This window comes from Pseudoxanthomonas sp. JC1303 (genome assembly GCF_058448525.1).
The window spans coordinates 3,275,209-3,296,035 of the sequence record NZ_CP185958.1; the positions used below are offsets into that span (position 1 = coordinate 3,275,209).

The following is a 20,827-nucleotide window of genomic DNA, read 5'->3' on the forward strand; positions in this document are numbered from 1 at the left end:
GGGAAACCCCAAGCTCCATGCAGAAGATCATCGTCACCGGTGGCGCCTCGCTCAAGGGCGACGTCACCATCTCCGGCGCCAAGAACGCCGTGCTCCCCATCCTGTGCGCGACCCTGCTGGCCGACGGCCCGGTGCGCATCCGCAACGTGCCCAACCTGCACGACGTGGTCACCACCACCAAGCTGCTGGGCGAACTGGGGGCGGGCGTGGAGGTCGAGGAAGGCCAGGGCGCCGATGGCCGCGTGGTCACGGTCGATCCGACCACGGTGAGCCGGTTCGTGGCGCCCTACGAACTGGTCAAGGTCATGCGCGCCTCGATCCTGGTGCTTGGGCCTCTGGTGGCCCGCCATGGCGCGGCGGTGGTCTCGCTGCCCGGAGGCTGCGCCATCGGCTCACGCCCCGTGGACCAGCACATCAAGGGGCTGCAGGCCCTCGGTGCCCACATCACCGTGGAAAACGGCTACATCAAGGCGCGCGCCGCGCGGCTGAAGGGCACGCGCTTCGTGTTCGACATGGTGACCGTGACCGGCACCGAGAACGTCATGGCGGCCGCCGTGCTGGCCGAGGGCACCACTGTCCTGGAAAACGCGGCCATGGAGCCGGAAGTCACCGATCTGGCCGAGTGCCTCAACGCACTGGGCGCGAAGATCGAAGGCGCCGGGACCTCGCGCATCGTCATCCACGGCGTCGAGCGCCTGGAAGGCGGCACCCATGCCGTGGTGCCTGACCGCATCGAGACCGGGACCTTCCTGGTCGCCGCGGCCATGACCGGCGGCAGAGTCACCGCGCGTCGCGCCCGCGCCGACACGCTCGAGGCCGTGCTGGACAAGCTCAGGGAAGCGGGCGCGCAGGTCGAGACCACCGAGGACAGCATCACCGTGGACATGCAGGGCCGGCGTCCCAAGGCGGTGGACCTGACCACCGCGCCGTATCCGGCGTTCCCGACCGACATGCAGGCGCAGTTCATGGCGCTCAATTGCGTGGCCGAGGGCGTGGGCGTGATCAACGAGACGATCTTCGAGAACCGCTTCATGCACGTCAACGAGTTGCTGCGCCTGGGCGCGGACATTCGCGTCGAGGGCCACACCGCCATCGTGCGCGGTTCGGCTGAACTCAGCGGTGCGCCGGTGATGGCCACCGACCTGCGTGCTTCGGCCTCGCTGATCCTGGCCGGTCTGGTGGCGCAGGGCGAGACCACCATCGACCGGATCTACCACCTGGATCGCGGCTACGAGAACATCGAAGCCAAGCTCGGCGCGCTTGGCGCCCAGATCAAGCGCGTGTCCTGAGTCCACGCCGCCTGCGGCCATGCGCTGCAGGCGATGCTGCGACGCGCAACAGTCCGTGCAATGACCTCGGGTAAGGTCGGCGCGCTCCGGCATGCAGCAATGGGCCGCCTGCGCGGAGCCGTCGTGTGATCCGTGGATGTCCTGGCTCCCGGGGAGGGCCAGGTGGCACACGTCGCCTTGCCGGCCCGGGACAAGGAGAGATGCCATGAAGGCACTGGGATGGAGGATTCTGCTGGCGTCGGCCACGCTGTTGGCCGCCAATGCGCACGCGCAGAACTGGCAACTGGTGTGGAACGACGAGTTCAACGGCACGATCGGGCCGGACTGGACGTTCGAGACCGGCAATGGATCGGGTGGCTGGGGCAACAACGAACTGGAGTACTACCAGCGCGCCAACGCAAGCGTGCAGAACGGGGCGTTGGTGATCACCGCGCGTCGCGAGGACGTGGGGGGATTCCGTTACACCTCGGCGCGGATGAAGACCCAGGATCTGGCGAGCTTCCGCTACGGACGCATCGAGGCAAGGATGAAGCTCCCGGCCTTCAAGGGTGCCTGGCCGGCGTTCTGGATGCTGGGTGCCAATCTGCCGCAGGTGGGGTGGCCCGCCTCGGGCGAGATCGACGTGATGGAGCACGTCAACGACGAGAACCGTGTCTACGGCACGATCCACTGGAGCGATGCCAACAACACCTACGCCCAGTACGGCGGCAATCTGGCCACCACGGTGGGCGACTGGCATGTGTACGCGGTGGAGTGGGACGCCAATGCGATCCGCTGGTACGTGGATGGGACCAAGTACCACGAAGCCAACATCCAGAACTCGGTCAACGGCACCGACGAATTCCATCGTCCGTTCTTCCTGCTGCTGAACTTCGCCATCGGCGGCAACTGGCCGGGCTTCGAGGTCGATGAGAGCAAGCTGCCGGCCACCATGTCGGTGGACTACGTGCGGGTGTACTCGGCGGGCGACGCGCCGGCTGGCGTAGCCACCGTCTATCGCGACTGCAACTACGCCGGCAGCGGCGTCGCCCTGCCGGAAGGTCGCTATTCCTTGTCGCAGCTGCAGGCGCGTGGTGTGCGCAATGACGACCTGTCCTCGCTGCGGGTCAATGCCGGTTACCAGGTCACCTTGTACCAGGACGACAACTTCGGCGGCCCCAGCCTGACCAAGACGGCGGACACTGCCTGTCTGGTGGCCGACGGGTTCAACGACAAGGCCTCCTCCCTCGTGGTCGCGCCCGTGTCCCAGGCGTGGTCGAAGGGCATCGAGGCGGAGGACTTCACCGCCCAGCAGGGCGTGCAGACCGAAGCCTGCAGTGAGGGCGGGCTGAATGTGGGCTGGATCGACCAGGGCGACTGGATGGCCTACGGGGATGTGACCTTCCCGGCCACGGGTAACTATCTCGTCGAGTATCGCGTGGCCAGTCCATCCGGCGGCACGGTGTCGCTGGATCTCAATGCCGGCGGCATCCTGCTGGGCCAGGCTCAGGTACCGGCCACCGGAGGCTGGCAGAACTGGACCACGATCTCGCAGACGGTCAACGTCGCCGCGGGCACCTACAGCCTGGGCGTCTACGCGGCCCAGGGCGGCTGGAATCTCAACTGGATCCGCATCACCCGGCTGTGAGCCGCAGCGGCGCTTGCCGCGCGCGGTAAGGCGCAGGCTCTAGAATATCGGTCGGCGCTTCCTGGGCGCCGGCCGATTCTGTTTCTGGAGTGCTTCGCATGTCACTGGTCCGTTTCCCATCGATTCCATCGTCACCACGCAGAGCAGGCGCATGAGCACGCTGCGCTCGCGACTGCATGTCTCGCGCCGGCGGCGGGCGCTGATCGTCCTGCTGGTGATCGCGCTGCTGGCGGTGACGTGGATGGGCTGGATCGGCGCGGCCGGCCTGAGCGGCATCCAGACCAAGGATATGGACTGGGATGGCGATGGCCAGGTCACCGGGATGGAGATTGCCCAGGCGTACTACGCGGTGGTGGCCGACAAGCAGGTCGACGGCAACCGCACCTGCACCACCTACCGTTGGCGCGGCAGCGGCAAGGAAATCCGGGTCGAGTGCCGGACCGAGGTGCAGCCGGCCGAGGCGGAAAAAAAGGAATGAAAAACGCCGGGCATTGCCCGGCGTTTTTCATTGAATGGCGGCCGCGCGCGCTATCTGAACGAGGTCAGGGTCAGCTCGTAGGAATCCCGACCGTCCTCGCGTTGCAGGATACGCGCCGGCACGGGCATGTCCGGCACCACCCAGACGATCATCTGCTTGTCGCCATCGGCCTGGCTGACCTTGGTGGCGGTGACCTGCTTGCCGGCGATGTTGATGGTTTCCTTGCCATCCATCTGGTAGCTCAGCGTGCGCGCCTTGCCGTTCTCCAGCATGCGATAGCGCAGCGGCTTGCCCGCGTGCACATCGCGCACGATGGCCAGGTTGATCAGCAAGGCGTCCATGTCGCCCTGTTGCAGCGGCACCGGTCCCTTGCGGTTGTCCTTGATGTCGCCACTCCAGGTCGCCTGCTTGCTGTCCCAGTTGTAGTTGGTCTTGACCGACTTGCTCTTGACCAGGACCACCGACGAATCGCTGGACGTCAGCGGGCGCAGCTGGCCATTCTTTTCCTCGAACGTGGTGGACTGGCTGAGGTTGACCAGCTGGTTGCGCACGGACATGTCGTACTTCCACTTGCCGGCGCCCTGCGGCGCCAGGGTCATCTGTCCATTGCCCTGCATGCCCATGGCGCTGGCCTGGTAGGTCGCGGTGAAGGCGTCCATGGCAAAGGCGGGCACGGCGGTCAGCGCCAGCACGGTAGTGGCGGCGAGGGCCTGGAGTGGACGCGAGATGGCGGGGTTCATGGTCATTGCACTCCCTGGTAGTCGATGAGGCGAAGGTCGATGGCATCCTCGCCATCATTGCGTTGGAGCATGCGGACCGGCGTGGGCACGCCGCTGGCAACCCAGAACACCTGCTCGCGGTCGCCGGCATTGGTGCGTTCGACGCGCATAGCGTCATAACTCAGTTCGCCCACCGGCACGATCTCGGTGTCTGCGGCGACCTTGTAGGTGTATTCCTTGGCGCGCCCATTGTCGACGACGCGGTAATCGAGCGCCGCGCCGGGGCGGGCGTCACGCATGATGGCCAGATCCAGCAGGAGCGAGCTCATGTCGCCCTGCTGCAGCGGTACGGGTGCCTGACGGTCCGGATCGATCTTGCCGGTCCAGGTCGCCTGATTCTTCCACCAGTCATACGCACCGGTCATCTCCTTGTCGCCGAAGATGGCCTTGCGCACCGTGCTCTGACTGAGCGGGCGCAGCACGGTGGTGGTGGGCAGCTCGGTGACATCGAAGACGGTGCTTTGCTGGATGTTGAGCCGCAGCAGACTGGCCACGCCACGATCGCCATGAATCTCCAGGTCCATGCGCCACTGGTTGCCGGCCTTATGGACGACCTGCAGCGTTGCATCGCCGGCGCGCTTGCCCTTGTACCAGGCCTCATAGGTCGCGGTGAACGGCTCCAGCTTCCATGGCGTGGCCCCGACCTCGACAGGCGTGGCCGGGGAAGGGCTGGCAGGGGCTTGCTGAGCAAAGGCGGGTGCGGCGCAGGCAAGGAACACGAGGCCGCTCAACAGCTTGGTCATCACGGAATCGGTCGAGGAAGGGGCGCGAGCCCATTGGTGGAATCTAGTGTCAGCGGCGTAAACATCGGCTGACCATCGACAAGGGCCGTGCCGCCACGTTCAGCAAGGCGTCCGGAAACCGCCAGCTGCAGCGTCGCCGGCAGCAGCAGATGTTCCAGCGCCAGCACACGCTGCGCCAGGCGCTCGGGGGTTTCCCCGGGCGCGATGGCCAGGCGCGCCTGCGCGATGACCGTACCGGCATCCAGTTCAGGGATGACGAAATGCACGCTGCAGCCGTGTTCGTCATCGCCGGCGGCGAGCGCGGCGGCATGGGTCCCCAGCCCCCGGTGGCGCGGCAAAAGGGAAGGGTGGATGTTGAGCATGCGTCCGGCGAAGCGCTGGATCAGGGCATCGCCCAGGATCCGCATGTAGCCGGCGCAGACGATCCAGTCGGCGCCGGAGGCGGCGATGGCATCGCCGAGGGCCTGCTCGTAAGCGTCGCGGCTTTCGAAGCTGGCCGGCTTGGCGCTCCAGCGAAGTGCCGCCGGCACGCGGTGCAGGGCCGCAGCCTGCGGGCGATCGGAAAACACCCCGGCCAGTCGCGCCCGCAGCGCCCCGGAGGCGATCGCATCGAGGATCGCCTGCAGGTTGCTGCCACGGCCGGAGGCCAGCACGGCGATGCGCGGATGGCTCACGTGTGCAGGGCCTGCCATGCCTGGAGGAAGAAGCGGTTAGGCAAGCAGCGACTCAGCCGATCCGCACGCGCTCGCCGGTGCCGGCCTGGACGACCTTGCCGATCTGCCAGTGCCCGATGCCGGCGGCCTGCAGGCTGGCCTCCAACGCCGCCACGCTCGACGGATCGGCGATCAGGACGAAGCCGATCCCACAGTTGAAGGTGCGCCACATTTCCGCATCGGCGACCGCGCCTTCGCGCTGCAGCCACTGGAACAGCGGCGGCAGGGGCCAGGAAGAGGCATCGATGTCCAGGCCCAGGCCTTCAGGGACCACGCGGATGATGTTTTCGGTCAGGCCGCCGCCGGTGATGTGGGCCATGGCGTGGATCGGCTTGCCGGTCCCGGCGCCGTGCGTGCGCAGCAACTCCAGCACCGGCTTGACGTACAGGGTGGTGGGCGCCATCAGCGCGTCTTCCAGGCTGACCCCGCCGATGTCCAGCGTGCCCGGCCGGCCGGCGCGGTCGTAGATGCGGCGGATCAGCGAATAGCCGTTGGAATGCGCGCCCGAAGAGGCCAGGCCGATCAGCACGTCTCCCTCGCTCACCGCGCTGCCGTCGAGCATGTCGGCCTTTTCGACCGCGCCCACGGTGAAGCCGGCCAGGTCGTAGTCGCCCGGGGCGTACATGTCGGGCATCTCGGCGGTCTCGCCACCGATCAGGGCGCAGCCGGACAGTTCGCAGCCTCTGGCGATGCCGCCGACCACGGCCACGGTGGTCTCCACGTCCAGCTTGCCGGTGGCGAAGTAGTCGAGGAAGAACAGTGGCTCGGCGCCCTGGACCAGCACGTCGTTCACGCACATGCCGACCAGGTCGATGCCGATCGTGTCGTGGCGATCCAACTGCTGGGCCAGCTTGAGCTTGGTGCCCACCCCGTCGGTGCCGGAGACCAGCACCGGCTCGGCGTACTTGCCCGACAGGTTGAACAGCGCGCCGAAGCCGCCCAGGCCGCCCATCACTTCCGGGCGGAAGCTGCGCTTGACCAGGGGCTTGATGCGCTCGACCACTTCGTTGCCGGCATCGATGTCCACTCCCGCGTCGCGGTAGGTCAGGGGCGTGGAGGCGGGCGGGTTGGACTGGGTCACGAGGCGGGCCGGTGAAAGAAGGTCGGGCGCGCATTTTAAGGGATGCGTGGGTCGCTTCGCTGCCCGCGTGAACGTCCCGTGCTGGCGGCGATGGGCCATTCGGGCAACAATTCCCCCGGATTTGCCGACTACAGGACGCTCGATGCGCCGTCTCCCCGCTTTCGCCGCCGCCGTTTTTCTCTTTTTCTGCGCGTTTGCCGCCTCGGCGCAGGACGGCCTGCGGACCGAGGGCGACGTCGCCAAGGCCCAGGGCCTGTACGAGGCCGAGGCGACGGTCGCCAGCCAGGGCGAGGCGGACCGTAATGGCGGGTTCTCCCGCGCCCTGGGCCAGGTGCTGGCCAAGGTCAGTGGCGATGCCGGGGCCATCTCGCGCCCGGGCGTGGCCGCCGGCCTGCGCGATGCGAAGGATTACGTCGAAAGTTACGACTATCGCCAGGACCAGGGCACCTCGGCCAGCGGCGCGCCGACCTTCCGGACCACCCTGGTGGTGCGCTTCGATCAGCAGAAGGTCGATGTGCTGGCCAGCGTCCTGGGACTGTCGGTGTGGCCGCAGCCGCGGCCCAAGCCGGTGGTATGGCTGTCCATCGACGATGGCAGCGGCCCGCGCCTGGTGACGGTCAAGGAGTCGGCCGCGGTGCGCTCGCTGCTGGATCGGGCCGTGGATCGTGGCTTCAGGCTGGGACTGCCACAGGGGACGGCGGCCGAGACGGCGCTGGTCGGCGCCATCGGGCGTGGGGATACCGCGGCGGTGGCGCGGGCCTCGGCGCGCTATGCGCCGCCGATGCAGCTGATCGGCAAGCTCTACCGGGGCAAGTCCGGCTGGGTCGCCGACTGGAATTTCGTCGATAACGGCAAGGTCCTGGCGACCTGGTCGGCCGACAACGCCGATGCGCGGCAGGCGATGGCCAGCGGTGCCGACGGCGCCGCCGATGCGCTGGTCAAGCGCTATGCCAAGCAGGCGGTGGGTGGACAGGCGGGTACCTATCGGGTGGTGTTCGCCGGCATCCGCAGCACCGAGGACTACCTGCGGCTGTCGGCTGCGCTGCAGCAGGCGCCGGTGGTGCGGCGTATCGCGCCGGTGCGCGTGGATGGGGATCGGATGGAGGTCGACCTGGACCTGCTGAGCGGCATCGACGGGCTCAAGCGCATGCTGGGCGATGACGGCCCGGTGGTCGGCGGCGACGGCGACCCACCGGTGTTCTACATCAAGTAAGCCCTCGCGCGACCAGGACGGTACCCAGATGATCATCGAAGACCCGCAGCAGGAAATCGCCCAGTTCCTGCGCCGCCTGCAGTGGGTGGCGCTCGGCGTGGCCGTGGTGTGGCTGATGTGGCTGCTCTCGCCGGTGCTCACCCCGTTCGCCTGCGCGGCGATCCTGGGCTGGATGGGCGATCCGCTCGTGGACCGGCTCGAGGAACGCGGCTGGTCGCGCAACACCTCGGTGGTAGTGGTGTTCTGCGTGATGACCCTGGCGGTGGTGGTGGTGATGCTGCTGCTGGTGCCGACCATCCAGGACCAGGTGGCAACGCTGGTCCGCTCGCTGCCGCGCTACCAGCAGTGGTTCTACGACACCGCCGTGCCGTGGATCGAGAACAGGTTCAGCGTTCGCATCGCCGATTACCTGGATTTCAGCCACATCTGGGAGCTGCTGCGCAGCAACTGGGAGCGCGCGGGCGGGGTGGCCAAGACGGTGTGGGGCTATGTCTCGCGCTCGGGCTTCGCCCTGTTTGGCTGGATGGCCAACCTGGTGCTGATCCCGGTCATCGCCTTCTTCTTCCTGCGCGACTGGGACCTGATCGTCGGCCGCGTCGCCTCGATGGTGCCGCGTAACCACATCGGCACGGTCAGCCGGCTGGCGGCCGAGTCCAGCGCGGTGCTCAGCGGCTTCCTGCGCGGACAGCTGCTGGTGATGATCATCCTCGGCGTGCTGTACGGCGCGGGCCTGTGGGCGGTGGGGCTGGATCTGGGCATCCTGATCGGCATCGTCGCCGGCCTGTTGACCTTCGTGCCCTACCTGGGGCCGATCAGCGGTGTGCTCATGGGCCTGATCGCCGCGCTGATGCAGTACGGCGACTGGAAGCACCTGGTGCTGGTGTCCATCGTGTTCGGCGTTGGCCAGGTAATCGAAAGCTATGTGCTGACGCCCAAGCTGGTCGGCGACCGCATTGGCCTGCATCCGGTAGCCGTGATCTTTGCGGTGCTGGCCTGCGGGCAGCTGTTCGGCTTCCTCGGCATGCTGCTGGCGCTGCCGATCGCCGCCGTGGTCAACGTGCTGTTGCGCTATGCGCACGAGCGCTATACCCACAGCCAGCTCTACGCGGGCGGCACGCCGACGATCCTGCTCGATGCTGGTCAGGTCGTGGCCGAACCCGTGGACGACGCGAACACGCCATGACCGTTCCACAGTTGCCCCTGGCCCTGCGCACGCCGCCGGACCAGCGCCTGGACAGTTTCATCGGCGCACCGGCCGGCGCGTTGGAGCAGGTGGCGGCGCTGGCCCAGGCGCCGGAGTCGGACTGGCTCTATCTGTCCGCGGCTGCCGGTGCCGGCAAGACCCATCTGGCGCTGGCGGCCTGCGCCGCAGCCGCCGAGGTCGGGCGCGCGGCGGCCTACCTGCCACTGCAGGCGGCACGCGGTCGTCTCCAACAGGCGCTCGATGGACTGGAAGGCAACGCCCTGGTGGTGCTCGATGGCCTGGAAGCCGTGGCCGGTGAGCGCGCCGATGAGGTCGCCCTGTTCGATTTTCACAATCGTGCCCGGAGTGCCGGGATCGGCCTGCTCTACACCGCTGCCGACCTCCCCGATGCGATCGGTCTGCTGCTGCCGGACCTGCGTTCGCGCCTGTCCCAATGCGCGCGCATCGTGTTGCGCCCGTTGGACGATGCGGGCCGCGCGGCCCTCCTGCGCGACCGTGCATCGCGTCGCGGGCTCGTGCTGGAAGACGCCGCAGTCGACTGGATGCTGACCCGCACCCCGCGCGAAGCCGCCCAGCTGGTCGACCTGGTGCAACGCCTGGATCGTGCCTCGCTGGCCGCCCAGCGGCGGGTCACCGTCCCGTTCCTGCGCCAGGTGCTCGCCGAGGGCTGAGCCCTTCAGGGCTCGGCGTGTTCGTCGTCCTGGCGGGGAAGCGGTCAGGATCAGCCCGGCGGCGTGACCCTGTCGCCGGTCTCCGAAGCCAATTGCATGTCGAGTTCGGCCAGGCGCTGTGGCGTGCCGACATCGGTCCAGCGTCCACGGTGATGCTGGCCGCTGACCGCGCCGCGCTGCATGGCCGCGCGCAGCAGGGGGGCCAGGGGGAAGCGCGGCGGCTGTCCGTCCAGGCCTGGACTGGTGCTGGCCTCGAAGACCTTGTGCCAGTCGCGCAGCAGGCTGGGACGATAGACCCCGATCCCGGAATAGGTGAAGTTCGCCGCGCCGTCGCTGCGGGGCAGCAGCCGGTCGCCGGTTTCGAAATGGAAATCCCCGCGGGGGTGGTGCGGCGGGTTGTCGATCATCACTAGGTGCGCTTCGCCGGCCGGTTCGCGCGGCAGCGTGGCGAAGTCCAGGTCGGTCCAGACATCGCCATTGACCGCCAGAAAGGGCGCGTGGCCCAGCAGCGGAAGGGCGTGCAGCATGCCGCCGCCGGTTTCCAGGGGCACCGGGCCTTCGTGCGACCAGGCGATGCGCACGCCGTAGTCGCTGCCGTCGCCCAGGACCTGCGGGAACTGCTCGGCCAGCCAGCTCAGATTGATCACCACCTCGGTGATGCCCATCGCCGCCAGCTTGCGCAGGTGCCAGGCGATCAGGGGCTGACCCCCGACCTGCAGCAGAGGCTTGGGCGTGGTGTCGGTCAGTGGCCGCATGCGTTCGCCCAGCCCGGCGGAAAACACCAGCGCCTTCATGCGGGACGGCGCTCCAGGGCGGGGCGGATCTGTGTGTCCAGCAGCGCCTGCAGCGGGGCGAGCTGGGGGTGTCGCGGCAGCACTTCGTCCAAGTAGGCGATGAAGCGTGGCAGATCCGGCAGGTACTGCGATTTGCCGTCGCGATAGTGCAGCCGGCAGAAGATGCCCAGGATCTTCAGATGACGCTGGATCCCCATCCAGTCCGCATCGCGCAGGAAGACCTCCGGCGAGGCCGGCACGGGAACGCCGGCCTCCACGGCGCGCGCGTGGTAGCGCAGCAGCCAGCCGTCGGCGCGCGCCAGCGGCCAGCTCAGGAAGGCGTCCTTGAGCATGCTGACCGCGTCGTAGGCCACCGGGCCCCAGACGCAGTCCTGGAAATCCAGCACGGCCGGTCCCGGCGTTACGGGCATGAGGTTGCGCGGCATGAAATCGCGGTGGGTCAACACCTTGGCCTGGGACAGCGCGTTGTCCATCAGGCGCCGCTGCACCAGCTCCAGACCATCGCTGGTCGCGCAGTCCAGGGTGAGGCCCAGATGCCGGCCAAGGAACCATTCCTCGAACAGTCCCGCATCCCGTTGCAGAAGGGCCTCGCCAAAGACGCCGGTGCCCTCTGGCGGTGTGATCGTCTGCAGGCGCAGCAACTGGTCGATGGCCGCGTCGAACCACACGTCGGCATCGGCCGGATCGGCAGCCAGGCGCTGGGCCAGCGTCGGTTGGCCAAGGTCTTCCAGCAGCAGTAAACCGGCCTCCACGTCACGGGAGAGGATCTGCGGCACGCGCACGCCGCCGGCATCGAGCACCGCGTGCCAGTGCAGCCATGGCCGGACATCCTCCAGGCCCGGCGGGGAATCCATCACGATGCGGGATGTGGGGGACCCGGTGGTGCGCCAGTAGCTGCGCTGGCCTGCGTCGATGCTGGCGCGGATCAGACCGGCGTCCGATGCATCCAGCGCACCGCGCGCCCAGGCCAGTCGCTGCGCCTGGCGCGCGCTGTCTGGCGGGGGGAATGACATGTTGTTCATGCGCCATGTCGCATTAAGGTTCGGGTGCGCAGGGTACACTGCGCAGTCGCATCCCCCCACGCGAGAGATTCCTGAACATGACGAAGCTTCAACCCGTGCTGCTCTCGGGCGGCTCCGGTACACGCCTGTGGCCGCTGTCGCGCGAGGCCTATCCAAAACAGTTCCTGCCGCTGGGCGGCGAGGACACCATGGTGCAAGCGACGTGGCGCCGGGTGGAGCCGCTGACCTCGCTGCCGCCGTTGGTGGTAGCCAACGAGGACCACCGCTTCCTGGTGGCCGAGCAACTGCGCGAGATCCGCGCACCGCAGCCGCGCATCCTGCTCGAACCGGTCGGGCGCAATACTGCACCGGCCATCGCCGCCGCCGCGCTGTGCGCGCTGGAGGACGGCGAGGATCCGCTGCTGCTGGTGCTGCCTTCGGACCACGTGATCACCAATCCGGAGGCCTTCCGCAATGCAGTGGAGCAGGCCTCCCCTGAGGCAGAGTCCGGCGCGCTGGTGACCTTCGGCGTGGTGCCCAGCCATCCGGAAACCGGCTTCGGTTACATCCAGGCGGCCAGTGGCACCGGCGTCCAGCCGGTGCAGCGCTTCGTCGAGAAACCCGATGCAGAGACGGCGGCCAAGTACCTGGCCGAGGGCGGCTATTACTGGAACAGCGGCATGTTCCTGTTCAAGGCCAGCCGCTACATCGAAGAACTGCAGAAGTTCAACCCGGAGATGGTGGCCGCGGTCAGGGCCTCGCTGGAGCAGGCCAAGCGCGATGGCGATTTCATCCGCCTGGACAAGGAGGCCTTCACTGCCTCGCCGTCCGATTCGATCGACTACGCGGTGATGGAAAAGACCGCCGATGCCAAGGTGCTCCCGCTGGACGTTGGCTGGAACGACGTCGGCTCCTGGTCGGCGCTGTGGGACGTGACCGACAAGGACGACAATGGCAACGCCTGCGAAGGCGATGTCATCACCATCGACACGCACAACAGCTATGTCTACGCCGAAAGCCTGGTCGCGCTGGTGGGCCTGGATGACGTGGTCGTGGTCGAGACCGACGATTCCATCCTGGTGGCCAAGAAGGACCGCGTGCAGGACGTCAAGAAGGTCGTGGCCCAGCTCAAGCATGACCAGCGCAGTCAGGCGGTCCTACATCGCAAGGTCTATCGTCCCTGGGGCGCCTACGATTCGATCGACATGGGCGCGCGCTTCCAGGTCAAGCGCATCACGGTCAATCCCGGTGCAACGCTGAGCCTGCAGATGCACCACCACCGTGCCGAGCATTGGATCGTCGTCAGTGGCACCGCCGAGGTGACGCGCGGCGATGAGGTCATCCTGCTGACCGAGAACCAAAGCACCTACATCCCGCTGGGCGTGACGCATCGCCTGAAGAACCCCGGGCGCCTGCCACTTGAGCTGATCGAAGTGCAGTCCGGCAGCTACCTGGGCGAGGACGACATCGTGCGCTTCGAGGACCAGTACGGCCGCGCCGGGGGCTGATCCGCGAAGAATGTCCGTGGCGATGTGCGAACATCGCCCGGAATTTCCGAAGATCGAATCACCTGATGGTCGAAGGCCCGCCAATTGGCGGGCCTTCGACGTTTACGCTGCCCATCGTCGCGGCGCGCTCACCCAGCGCGCTCGATCATGCGCGCATTTCTCAGCCAGGCATGGCGCAAAACGGGCGTTGGCTGCCGCGAGCGTCGCTTCCTGCAACACCCCCACGAGGCACTGTATGACTGCAACGTCCCATCCGCATTACTCGGCCGAGGAGAAGCGCAAGCGCGTCTTCGCCATCATCGGCGCGTCCTCCGGCAACCTGGTCGAATGGTTCGACTTCTACGTCTACGCCTTCGCATCGCTGTACTTCGCAAGCGCGTTCTTTCCCGGTGGCGACAGCACCGTGCAGTACCTCAAGACCGCCGGCGTGTTCGCGATCGGCTTCCTGATGCGACCCATTGGCGGCTGGATGTTCGGGCGCATCGCCGACCGGCTGGGCCGCAAGCGCGCGATGCTGATCTCGGTGCTGATGATGTGCGCCGGGTCCCTGGGCATCGCGGTGTTGCCGACCTACGCAAGCATCGGGGTGGCCGCGCCGATCCTGCTGCTGGTCATCCGCATGTTCCAGGGACTGTCGGTCGGCGGCGAGTACGGCACCACCGCCACCTACATGAGCGAAGTCGCTCTGCGTGGCCAACGCGGATTCTTTGCTTCCTTCCAGTACGTCACGCTCATCGGCGGCCAGCTGCTGGCGGTGTTGACGGTGGTGATCATGGAGCAATTCCTTAGCGAGGCCGAATTGAAGGCCTGGGGCTGGCGGGTGCCGTTCGTGGTGGGCGCTATCGCCGCGGTCGTGTCGCTGATGCTGCGCCGCTCGCTGCACGAGACCAGCCGCGCCGAGGACCGCGACAACAAGGAGGCCGGCACCCTGCGCAGCCTGTTCCGCCATCACAAGGGCGCCTTCTTCACCGTGCTGGGTTACACCGCCGGTGGCTCGCTGATTTTCTATACCTTCACCACCTACATGCAGAAGTACCTGGTCAACACCACCGGGCTGGAGGCCAAGACCGCCAGCCTGGTGATGACCGGCGCGCTGTTTCTCTACATGTGCATGCAGCCGCTGTTCGGCATGATCGCCGACCGCATCGGGCGCCGGAATTCGATGATGCTGTTCGGTGGGCTCGGCACGCTGGCGACCTATCCGATCCTGGCGGTGATCAAGGGCACCCACAGCCCGGTGGTGGCCTTTGCGCTGATCGTGCTGGCGCTGGCGATCGTGAGTTTCTACACCTCCATCAGCGGGTTGGTGAAGGCCGAGATGTTCCCGCCGGAAGTGCGTGCGCTGGGGGTGGGACTGTCCTATGCGGTGGCCAACGCGATCTTCGGTGGCTCGGCCGAATATGTCGGCCTGCAGTTCAAGGACCTGGGCCACGAGAGTGGGTTTTTCGTCTATGTCACTGTGATGATGCTGATTGCCTTCCTGGTCAGTCTGCGCCTGCCCAAGACCCCGTCCTATCTGCACAACGATCACTAGCGATCGCGCGGTCAAGCAAGCGAACGAGGGGCCATCCGTCAGGGATGGCCCCTTTGTCTTTGTGTATACGCCCTCGTTGCGTCAGCGCCTGCCAGTGCGGATGGGGCGGGTGAACAGGCTGGTCAGTCCCAGGATCACCACCGCGCCGATCAGCGCCCCGATAAAGCCGGCCGGTTCGCCTGGCGCATACCAGCCCATGCTGCGGCCAAACCATCCTGCCAGCACCGCGCCGGCGATGCCGAGCAGGATGGTCAGCAGGCAGCCCATGCGGGCGTTGTGCGGCGTGATCACGCGCGCGAGCAGGCCAACGACGAAGCCCACCAGGATGATGTAGAGCCAGCTGTCGCTGCCGAAGAGGGAATCCATCTGTCGCGTTCTCCTTCCGGTGTCACCGAGGCGGAGGGTGCCCAGCGCGGCGCCTGCGGGATGTGAAAACGGCCGCGCTGGCGGCGGCCGTGTTCGTCATTCCTCGGTTGCTGTCGGACTCAGCAGCAGCCGTGTTCCCCGCGCTCCTGGGTGCTGGCCGCCGCCGCCACACCGGTGGTCAGGCCTGCCACGCTGGCGGCGTGGTGGGCGTGGATCACGTGCGACACGCAGGCGGTCACGCGCTTGCCCATGGGAATGTGCAGGAATTCGTTGGGGCCATGCGCGTTGGAGTGCGGGCCCAGCACGCCGGTGATCATGAACTGCGCGCCGGGGAACTTCTCGCCCAGCATGCCCATGAACGGGATCGAGCCGCCTTCGCCCATGTACATCGCCGGCTTGCCAAAGGCCGCCTGCGAGGCGGCTTCGATAGCCTCGCTCAGCCAGGGCGCCTGCGCCGGTGCGTTCCAGCCCGAAGATGATTTCTCCAGGGTCAGCTCCACCTTGGCGCCGTTGGGCGGGTCGCGCAGCAGCACGTCCTTGAGGATTTCGCCGGCGCGCTTGCCGTCCAGTGTCGGGGGCAGGCGCAGCGAGAGCTTGACCGCCGTATGTGGGCGCAGCACGTTGCCGGCCGAGGCCAGCGGCGGCATGCCGTCCACGCCGGTCACCGACAGGGCCGGTCGCCAGGTCCGGTTGAGGACCAGTTCGGTGCGTTCCGGGTTCATCGGGGACATGCCGGGCAGGAACGGGAACTTGGTGAAGACTTCATCGCCCAGGACTTCGGCCACCTTGGCGGCCTGCTCCAGGCGCTCGGCCGGGATTTCCACGTGCAGGTCTTCGATCACGATCCGGCCGGTGTCTTCGTCCTCCAGGCGCGAGAGCAATTGGCGCAGCAGGCGGAAGCTGGAGGGCACCACGCCGGAAGCATCGCCGGAGTGCACGCCTTCGCTGAGCACCTTGACCGTGAGGTTGCCGCCGGCCAGCCCACGTAGCGAGGTCGTGCACCATAGCTGCTCGTAGTTGCCACAGCCCGAGTCCAGACAGACCACCAGCGACGGCTTGCCGATGCGCTCGGCCAGGTGATCGACATAGGCGGGCAGGTCGTAGCTGCCTGATTCCTCACAGGCTTCGATCAGCACCACGCAGCGTGCATGTGGCAGGCCCTGCGCCTGCAGCGCCATGACCGCGGCCAGCGAGCCGAAGATCGCATAGCCATCGTCCGCGCCGCCGCGCCCGTAGAGCTTGTCCCCCTTGATCACCGGCATCCAGGGGCCCAGGTCATCGTCCCAACCGGTCATCTCCGGCTGCTTGTCCAGATGCCCATAGAGCAGGATGCAGTCCTCGCCGGTGTCGGCGCCCGAGGCTGGAATCTCAAGGTAGATCAATGGCGTGCGCCCTTCCAGTTGCACCACCTCGACCTGCAGGTCCTTGATCGGCTGCGCACGGGCCCAGGATTCCATCAGGCGCACGGCCTGGTCCATGTAGCCGTGCTTGACCCAGTCGGCGTCGAACATCGGCGATTTGTTGGGAATGCGGATGTAATCGACCAGTTGCGGAACGATCTGCTCGTCCCACAGTCCGTCGACAAACTGATCAAGGCGTGCGCTGTCCATGGGAAATCCTGAAGCGGGAAATAGGAGGCCATTTTACGCCCGCCCTCTGGGCAGGACATTGGCAATGCGTCGGCGTAGGAGTTTTCCTACTCCCCGACGGGGCGTCCTCCGGCAAAGGTGGACGCGCTACGCCGATAGGGTGGGCCCGGCGAGACCAGGAGACTGTGCACACCGGGACGCAGCCAAGCGCCACCGGCTGCGGTCCCATCACCTCATCGCTTACAAGGAGTGTTGCCATGAAGTCCGTTTCGATCCTCATCAAGTCGCTGTTGCTGTCCCTGCTGCTGGCCACCGCTGCGCAGGCAGCCGACCGCGTCAACATCAATACGGCCGATGTGGCCACGCTGGATGCCGTGCTGGTCAATGTCGGCACGGCCAAGGCCCAGGCCATCGTCGACTACCGAAAGACCAACGGCCCGTTCAAGAGCGCCGAGGAGCTGGCCATGGTCAAGGGCATTGGCCTGAAGACCGTGGAGAAGAACCGCGATCGCATTGAAGTGGGTCGTTCGGCCGCCGCGCCCAAGCGCCCGGCCGCTGCTGCCACGGCGACGCCGGCCAAGCCGGTGGCGCGCCGCTGATCCACGGACGAGTCAAGGGTGGCCGGAGCAGGATGCACCGACGTCACCCTGTATGGGGCAGGACGCCTGACTGACAGGGCAGGGATGCCGACAGGGAAGTAGGACCTCGACGCCACCGGCTGGATGGCGGAAGAGGGGAGGCTGGATGCCGGAAGACAGGCTGGATGCCGACACGGAAGTACGCCGCCCGGGTGCGCCGCACGCACCCGGGCGGTTCTGCGTTTGTGTCCCGCCGTTACACTGGCAGGCATGATCCAGACGCCGTTTCCCGCGCAGGTCACACGGGTGATCCCTGCCAACGAATACCGTCGCGAGCGCTGGCGCAACGGCCAGGGCTGGACCCGGCAGATCGCCGCCTCGCATCCGGGTGAGGTCTGGGATTGGCGCCTGTCCATCGCCGAGATCGAGCGGGATGCCGGATTTTCGACCTTTCCCGGTATCGAACGCGAGTTGGTCCTGTTGCACGGCAACGGCGTGCGCCTGTGCTTTGACGATGGCGAGCAGGTCGCATTGCTGCCTCCGCACGACCGCCATCGCTTCAGTGGGGCGCGCCCATTGCGGGGTGAACTGGTGGATGGGCCGACGCACGACTTCAACCTGATGTGGCGCCCCGAAGCGGTGGACGCCGAATTGCTGCTGCGGCCACTGGTCGGGTCGATGTTCTTCTTCGCCGATGCGTGCACGTCCTGGGCGATCCACCTGCTGGCCGGCCAGGCGCGCTTCGATGCCGCCTCCGGCCTCCCACCGCTGTGGGCGGGTGACACCGCGCTGCTGTACGGCACGCCGGGCCGGGTGCGCTATGCCCTGGAAGGGGGCGGGGAACTGATCGCGATCAAGTTCAGCACGCCCGCCTGAGGCGGACGCATGCGGCGAGCGCTGCGCGGCGGCCCGCATCCTGGACGCGCTCACGCATGGGCTGGCCACGCGCCTGCAGTTGGCGTCGGGGTGGTCCCGGGGCGGTCTTGGCCGGCGGGTGAAGCGACCAGCCGTTTGCCTGTGACAGATCGGCCGCGTGTCGGTGAATTTCCTGCGGATCAGTAGACGTCGCGCCGGTAGCGTCCCTGTTCGATCAGCGCCTGCCTGCCATCCGCCCCGATCAGGCGTTCCAGGCAGGCATCGATCGCCGGCGCCATGCCCTTGAGGCTGCCGCAGACCATCACGCACGCGCCCGCGTCCAGCCAAGCCTGCAGGGTCTCCGCGCAGGCCGCCAGCGCGTCCTGCACGTAGTGGTGTGGGGCATCGTGGTCGCGCGAGAACGCCAGGTCCAGGCGTTCGATCCAGCCGTCCGCCTGCCAGGTCCGAAGCGTCTGCCCGCAGTGCAGGTCACAGGTGGCGCTGCGTTCGCCGAACAGCAACCAGTTGCGCCGGGCGCCTGCGGCGATGCGCGCCTTCAGCAGGGCAAACAGTCCGGCCATGCCCGTGCCGTTGCCAATCAGGATGAGTGGCACCTCGGGAGCGGGCGCATGGAAATTGGGATTGGCGCGCAGGCGTAGCGCGATGCTGGCGCCCAGCGGCGCGGACTCGCACAGCCAGCCACTGGCCAGGCCTGGACGTCCATCGGGCCGCAGCATCCGGCGCACCAGCAGGTGGACCTCGCCGTCGGCGGGCAACGAGGCGATCGAATATTCGCGGTGCGGCATCAGCGGCAGGGCTTCGACCAGGGTCTGCGGCGCCTGGGTCGGCACCTGTGCCGGGAGCTGGCGACGGGCCAGCGCGCGTGCCAGCGGCACGGTGAGTCCATCGACATGGACGGAGTGCGCGCCGTCCAGGCCATGGGCACTCAGCCAGGCCTGTACCTCGGCGGCCGGGTGCTCGGGGCCGAGTTCCACCAGATCGCCGGCCTGCCAGTCGGGGCACGGGCCATCTGCGCGCAGCGCCACGTGGTGCACCGCGCCGCCCAAACTGCCCGGATTGAGATGTGTGCGCGCCGACAGCGTCCAGGCACCATAGCGGGGCGCGAGCCAGTCGGCGGGTTCCTCGCTGCCGGACAGCCGCGCCAGATGGTGTTGCCAATGGCGCAGGGCGCCGTCATCGGCGTTGTCGACCTCGACCCGGTCGAACAGCGGGGTCGCGCCCTGCGCCCGCAGCCACTGGTCCAGCTGCCGCCCGAAGCCGCAATACTGCGCATAGCTGGCGTCGCCGAGCGCCAGGACAGCGTACGCCAGGTGCGGCACCGGCACCTCAGTGCCCATGACCTCGCGCACGAAGCGCAGGGCCGGGTCAGGCGGGTCGCCTTCTCCGGTGGTGCTGACCACGAACAGCGCACGACGATAGCGCCCCAGACTTGCGGCGTCCACGACTGACAACGGCTGCACATGCACATCCAGGCCGGCCGAGCGCAGCGCCTGCGCACTGCGCTCGGCAAGTTGCAGGGCGAAGCCGGTCTGGCTGGCATGGACGAGCAGCAGCGTCTGCGCGTCGATGGTATCGGCCTGCGGCAGTGGCGCACGGCGCGTGCGCCAGAGCGTCCAGCCGGCAAAGGCGGCATACGCCGCCAAGCCCAGCGCTGCCCAGGCCCAACGGCTCGGCGGCGGCGGTCCTTGCCACCATGCACCGGGTTGCCAGCGCGACAAGGCCACGGCCAGGGCGACGAGCAGGAGCAGCACCAGTCCATTGCCCAGCGCCGCCCACGGGCCGGAGGCGCGCGCGGCCGGGGTCACGGGGCCAGCGCCGCTTCGAAACCCGGACTCAGGTGTTCTTCCACCCCTTGCCGGCCGCGGACCACAAAACGCGCGGCCAGCCCGTGCGCTCGGGCGAAGGCCAGGCCGGCCTCCGGGCCCATCACGGTCAGTGCGGTGGCCCACGCGTCGGCTTCCATGGCGCTCTTGCCGAGCACGGTGACGGCCGCGGCTGCGTGCTCGACGGGATGGGCGCGGCGCGGGTCGAGCGTGTGTGCGTAGCGCCTGCCGGCCTGATCGAAGCGATGCCAGCGATCGCCAGACGTGGCGACCGCGGCATGGTCGAGGGCCAGCACGCGCGGAGGTAGCAAGGCGTCCTCGTCGCTGCCGGTTTCCACCAGCACGCGCCACGGCGTGCCATCGGGCTTGCGACCGCGGCCGGCCAGTTCGCCGCCGACCTCGACCAGCGCGTCGGGCAGGCCGCGGGCTTGCAACGTGTCCAGCACCAGGTCCACCGCGTAGCCCTTGGCGATGGCCGACAGGTCGAGCTGCACGTCGCCGGGTTGCAGCAGGGTGTCCTGGTCGTCTGCCTGCCAGGCCAGTTGTCGCCAGCCGGGCCGGGCGCGCGCGACTGCCAGGCGTGCCGGCGATGGCACGCCCGGCATGCCGCCGCCGGCGCCGAACCCCCAGGCCTGCACCAGCGCCCCGCAGGCGGGATCGAACACGCCGTCCGTGGCCTGCGCGATGCGCAGCGCACAGCGCATGACCTTGGCGAATTCGTCCGGTAGCGGATGCCAGGTGCCCGGCGCGGCGCGATTGAAGCGACACAGGTCCGAGTCGGAAACCCATGTGCTCATCTGCGCGATGACCCGGTCCAGCGGCACCTGCAGCGCCGCATGCAGCGCGTGCAGGTCATGTCCCACCGGCACGGCCACGCGCACCGACCAGGTCGTGCCCATGGTGTGGCCCCCCAGCCGGACCAGTTCCCGGGGACGGACATCGGCAGGCACGGCGGGCCTC

General features: G+C 67.8%; 20 protein-coding genes. 10 read left to right on the forward strand and 10 right to left on the reverse strand.

Features of this window, described 5'->3' with window-relative positions:
- Window positions 1–17: 17 nt before the first annotated feature.
- The 3 genes from murA (at window position 18) to ACORQU_RS14770 (ending at window position 3,394) form a co-directional block, all read left to right on the forward strand.
- Window positions 18–1,289 (forward strand): UDP-N-acetylglucosamine 1-carboxyvinyltransferase, encoded by a 1,272-nt coding sequence (gene murA, locus ACORQU_RS14760; RefSeq protein WP_491641850.1) that lies wholly within the window; start codon window positions 18–20, stop codon window positions 1,287–1,289.
- A 205-nt stretch (window positions 1,290–1,494) separates the two neighbouring features.
- Window positions 1,495–2,916 carry a carbohydrate-binding protein gene (locus ACORQU_RS14765; protein ID WP_491641851.1) on the forward strand — a complete coding sequence of 474 codons (1,422 nt, stop codon included), beginning with the start codon at window positions 1,495–1,497 and terminating at the stop codon, window positions 2,914–2,916.
- Window positions 2,917–3,067: 151 nt separating this feature from the next.
- On the forward strand, window positions 3,068–3,394 hold the full coding sequence (locus ACORQU_RS14770) for a hypothetical protein (protein WP_271646433.1): 327 nt from the start codon (window positions 3,068–3,070) through the stop codon (window positions 3,392–3,394).
- 50 nt (window positions 3,395–3,444) lie between these two features.
- On the opposite strand, the gene ACORQU_RS14775 is transcribed toward ACORQU_RS14770, so the two are convergent.
- From ACORQU_RS14775 to purM, 4 genes are read right to left on the reverse strand one after another with little or no spacing between them, the layout of a single operon-like run.
- Window positions 3,445–4,134, reverse strand: coding sequence for a DUF3108 domain-containing protein (locus ACORQU_RS14775; RefSeq protein WP_491641853.1), 690 nt, complete (start codon window positions 4,132–4,134; stop codon window positions 3,445–3,447).
- 2 nt (window positions 4,135–4,136) lie between these two features.
- Window positions 4,137–4,916 carry a DUF3108 domain-containing protein gene (locus ACORQU_RS14780; protein ID WP_491641855.1) on the reverse strand — a complete coding sequence of 260 codons (780 nt, stop codon included), beginning with the start codon at window positions 4,914–4,916 and terminating at the stop codon, window positions 4,137–4,139.
- Window positions 4,916–5,608 (reverse strand): phosphoribosylglycinamide formyltransferase, encoded by a 693-nt coding sequence (gene purN / locus ACORQU_RS14785; protein ID WP_491641857.1) that lies wholly within the window; start codon window positions 5,606–5,608, stop codon window positions 4,916–4,918. Before purN ends, ACORQU_RS14780 begins: the two co-directional genes overlap by 1 nt.
- 34 nt (window positions 5,609–5,642) lie before the next feature.
- Window positions 5,643–6,710 (reverse strand): phosphoribosylformylglycinamidine cyclo-ligase, encoded by a 1,068-nt coding sequence (gene purM, locus ACORQU_RS14790; protein WP_491641858.1) that lies wholly within the window; start codon window positions 6,708–6,710, stop codon window positions 5,643–5,645.
- Window positions 6,711–6,852: 142 nt separating this feature from the next.
- On the opposite strand from purM, the gene ACORQU_RS14795 reads away from it, so the two are divergent.
- The 3 genes from ACORQU_RS14795 to hda are packed head-to-tail and all read left to right on the forward strand — an operon-like array spanning window position 6,853 to window position 9,798.
- Window positions 6,853–7,923 carry a DUF2066 domain-containing protein gene (locus tag ACORQU_RS14795; protein ID WP_271646428.1) on the forward strand — a complete coding sequence of 357 codons (1,071 nt, stop codon included), beginning with the start codon at window positions 6,853–6,855 and terminating at the stop codon, window positions 7,921–7,923.
- Window positions 7,924–7,954: 31 nt separating this feature from the next.
- Window positions 7,955–9,106 (forward strand): AI-2E family transporter, encoded by a 1,152-nt coding sequence (locus ACORQU_RS14800; protein ID WP_271648721.1) that lies wholly within the window; start codon window positions 7,955–7,957, stop codon window positions 9,104–9,106.
- Complete coding sequence (gene hda, locus ACORQU_RS14805; protein WP_491641859.1) at window positions 9,103–9,798, forward strand: DnaA regulatory inactivator Hda; 696 nt, start codon at window positions 9,103–9,105, stop codon at window positions 9,796–9,798. Before ACORQU_RS14800 ends, hda begins: the two co-directional genes overlap by 4 nt.
- Window positions 9,799–9,848: 50 nt before the next feature.
- Here the strand turns inward: hda and murU are convergent, their stop codons facing one another.
- Both murU and ACORQU_RS14815 read right to left on the reverse strand, forming a co-directional pair.
- Window positions 9,849–10,592, reverse strand: a complete 744-nt coding sequence (gene murU, locus ACORQU_RS14810) for an N-acetylmuramate alpha-1-phosphate uridylyltransferase MurU (RefSeq protein WP_491641861.1) — start codon at window positions 10,590–10,592, stop codon at window positions 9,849–9,851.
- A complete protein-coding gene (locus ACORQU_RS14815; protein ID WP_491645140.1) occupies window positions 10,589–11,605 on the reverse strand; it encodes an aminoglycoside phosphotransferase family protein in 1,017 nt (338 codons plus the stop codon). Before ACORQU_RS14815 ends, murU begins: the two co-directional genes overlap by 4 nt.
- Before the next feature lie 86 nt (window positions 11,606–11,691).
- On the opposite strand from ACORQU_RS14815, the gene ACORQU_RS14820 reads away from it, so the two are divergent.
- Together ACORQU_RS14820 and ACORQU_RS14825 are read left to right on the forward strand one after the other, a co-directional pair.
- A complete protein-coding gene (locus tag ACORQU_RS14820; RefSeq protein WP_491641862.1) occupies window positions 11,692–13,101 on the forward strand; it encodes a mannose-1-phosphate guanylyltransferase/mannose-6-phosphate isomerase in 1,410 nt (469 codons plus the stop codon).
- A gap of 235 nt (window positions 13,102–13,336) precedes the next feature.
- Window positions 13,337–14,635, forward strand: coding sequence for an MFS family transporter (locus ACORQU_RS14825; protein WP_491641863.1), 1,299 nt, complete (start codon window positions 13,337–13,339; stop codon window positions 14,633–14,635).
- 81 nt (window positions 14,636–14,716) lie between these two features.
- Here ACORQU_RS14825 and ACORQU_RS14830 read toward each other — a convergent pair whose 3' ends face one another.
- The gene (locus ACORQU_RS14830; protein ID WP_491641864.1) at window positions 14,717–15,001 is read right to left on the reverse strand and encodes a GlsB/YeaQ/YmgE family stress response membrane protein; all 285 of its coding nucleotides are present in this window, start codon (window positions 14,999–15,001) and stop codon (window positions 14,717–14,719) included.
- A 119-nt stretch (window positions 15,002–15,120) separates the two neighbouring features.
- Entirely contained in the window at window positions 15,121–16,611 is a 1,491-nt protein-coding gene (locus ACORQU_RS14835) for a M20 family metallopeptidase (RefSeq protein WP_491641865.1), read from the reverse strand.
- Window positions 16,612–16,775: 164 nt separating this feature from the next.
- Between ACORQU_RS14835 and ACORQU_RS14840 the strand changes: the two genes are divergently transcribed.
- Window positions 16,776–17,189: a ComEA family DNA-binding protein gene (locus ACORQU_RS14840; protein WP_491641867.1), complete on the forward strand. Its 414-nt coding sequence runs from the start codon at window positions 16,776–16,778 to the stop codon at window positions 17,187–17,189.
- A gap of 249 nt (window positions 17,190–17,438) precedes the next feature.
- The gene (locus tag ACORQU_RS14845) at window positions 17,439–18,044 is read left to right on the forward strand and encodes a HutD/Ves family protein (protein ID WP_491641868.1); all 606 of its coding nucleotides are present in this window, start codon (window positions 17,439–17,441) and stop codon (window positions 18,042–18,044) included.
- A gap of 179 nt (window positions 18,045–18,223) precedes the next feature.
- On the opposite strand, the gene ACORQU_RS14850 is transcribed toward ACORQU_RS14845, so the two are convergent.
- Both ACORQU_RS14850 and ACORQU_RS14855 read right to left on the reverse strand, forming a co-directional pair.
- Window positions 18,224–19,849 carry a flavodoxin domain-containing protein gene (locus tag ACORQU_RS14850; RefSeq protein WP_491641869.1) on the reverse strand — a complete coding sequence of 542 codons (1,626 nt, stop codon included), beginning with the start codon at window positions 19,847–19,849 and terminating at the stop codon, window positions 18,224–18,226.
- Entirely contained in the window at window positions 19,846–20,766 is a 921-nt protein-coding gene (locus ACORQU_RS14855) for an FAD:protein FMN transferase (protein ID WP_491645141.1), read from the reverse strand. The genes ACORQU_RS14850 and ACORQU_RS14855 overlap by 4 nt, the downstream gene beginning before the upstream one ends.
- Window positions 20,767–20,827 lie beyond the last annotated feature (61 nt).

Excerpts from the sequence above, each read along its gene's own strand:
- murA (WP_491641850.1), top strand. The coding sequence starts at position 18 with ATGCAGAAGATCATCGTCACCGGTGGCGCCTCGCTCAAGGGCGACGTC.
- ACORQU_RS14765 (WP_491641851.1), top strand. The coding sequence starts at position 1,495 with ATGAAGGCACTGGGATGGAGGATTCTGCTGGCGTCGGCCACGCTGTTG.
- ACORQU_RS14770 (WP_271646433.1), top strand. The coding sequence starts at position 3,068 with ATGAGCACGCTGCGCTCGCGACTGCATGTCTCGCGCCGGCGGCGGGCG.
- ACORQU_RS14775 (WP_491641853.1), bottom strand. The coding sequence starts at position 4,134 with ATGAACCCCGCCATCTCGCGTCCACTCCAGGCCCTCGCCGCCACTACC.
- ACORQU_RS14780 (WP_491641855.1), bottom strand. The coding sequence starts at position 4,916 with ATGACCAAGCTGTTGAGCGGCCTCGTGTTCCTTGCCTGCGCCGCACCC.
- purN (WP_491641857.1), bottom strand. The coding sequence starts at position 5,608 with ATGGCAGGCCCTGCACACGTGAGCCATCCGCGCATCGCCGTGCTGGCC.
- ACORQU_RS14795 (WP_271646428.1), top strand. The coding sequence starts at position 6,853 with ATGCGCCGTCTCCCCGCTTTCGCCGCCGCCGTTTTTCTCTTTTTCTGC.
- hda (WP_491641859.1), top strand. The coding sequence starts at position 9,103 with ATGACCGTTCCACAGTTGCCCCTGGCCCTGCGCACGCCGCCGGACCAG.
- murU (WP_491641861.1), bottom strand. The coding sequence starts at position 10,592 with ATGAAGGCGCTGGTGTTTTCCGCCGGGCTGGGCGAACGCATGCGGCCA.
- ACORQU_RS14815 (WP_491645140.1), bottom strand. The coding sequence starts at position 11,605 with ATGTCATTCCCCCCGCCAGACAGCGCGCGCCAGGCGCAGCGACTGGCC.
- ACORQU_RS14820 (WP_491641862.1), top strand. The coding sequence starts at position 11,692 with ATGACGAAGCTTCAACCCGTGCTGCTCTCGGGCGGCTCCGGTACACGC.
- ACORQU_RS14825 (WP_491641863.1), top strand. The coding sequence starts at position 13,337 with ATGACTGCAACGTCCCATCCGCATTACTCGGCCGAGGAGAAGCGCAAG.
- ACORQU_RS14830 (WP_491641864.1), bottom strand. The coding sequence starts at position 15,001 with ATGGATTCCCTCTTCGGCAGCGACAGCTGGCTCTACATCATCCTGGTG.
- ACORQU_RS14835 (WP_491641865.1), bottom strand. The coding sequence starts at position 16,611 with ATGGACAGCGCACGCCTTGATCAGTTTGTCGACGGACTGTGGGACGAG.
- ACORQU_RS14845 (WP_491641868.1), top strand. The coding sequence starts at position 17,439 with ATGATCCAGACGCCGTTTCCCGCGCAGGTCACACGGGTGATCCCTGCC.
- ACORQU_RS14855 (WP_491645141.1), bottom strand. The coding sequence starts at position 20,766 with ATGGGCACGACCTGGTCGGTGCGCGTGGCCGTGCCGGTGGGACATGAC.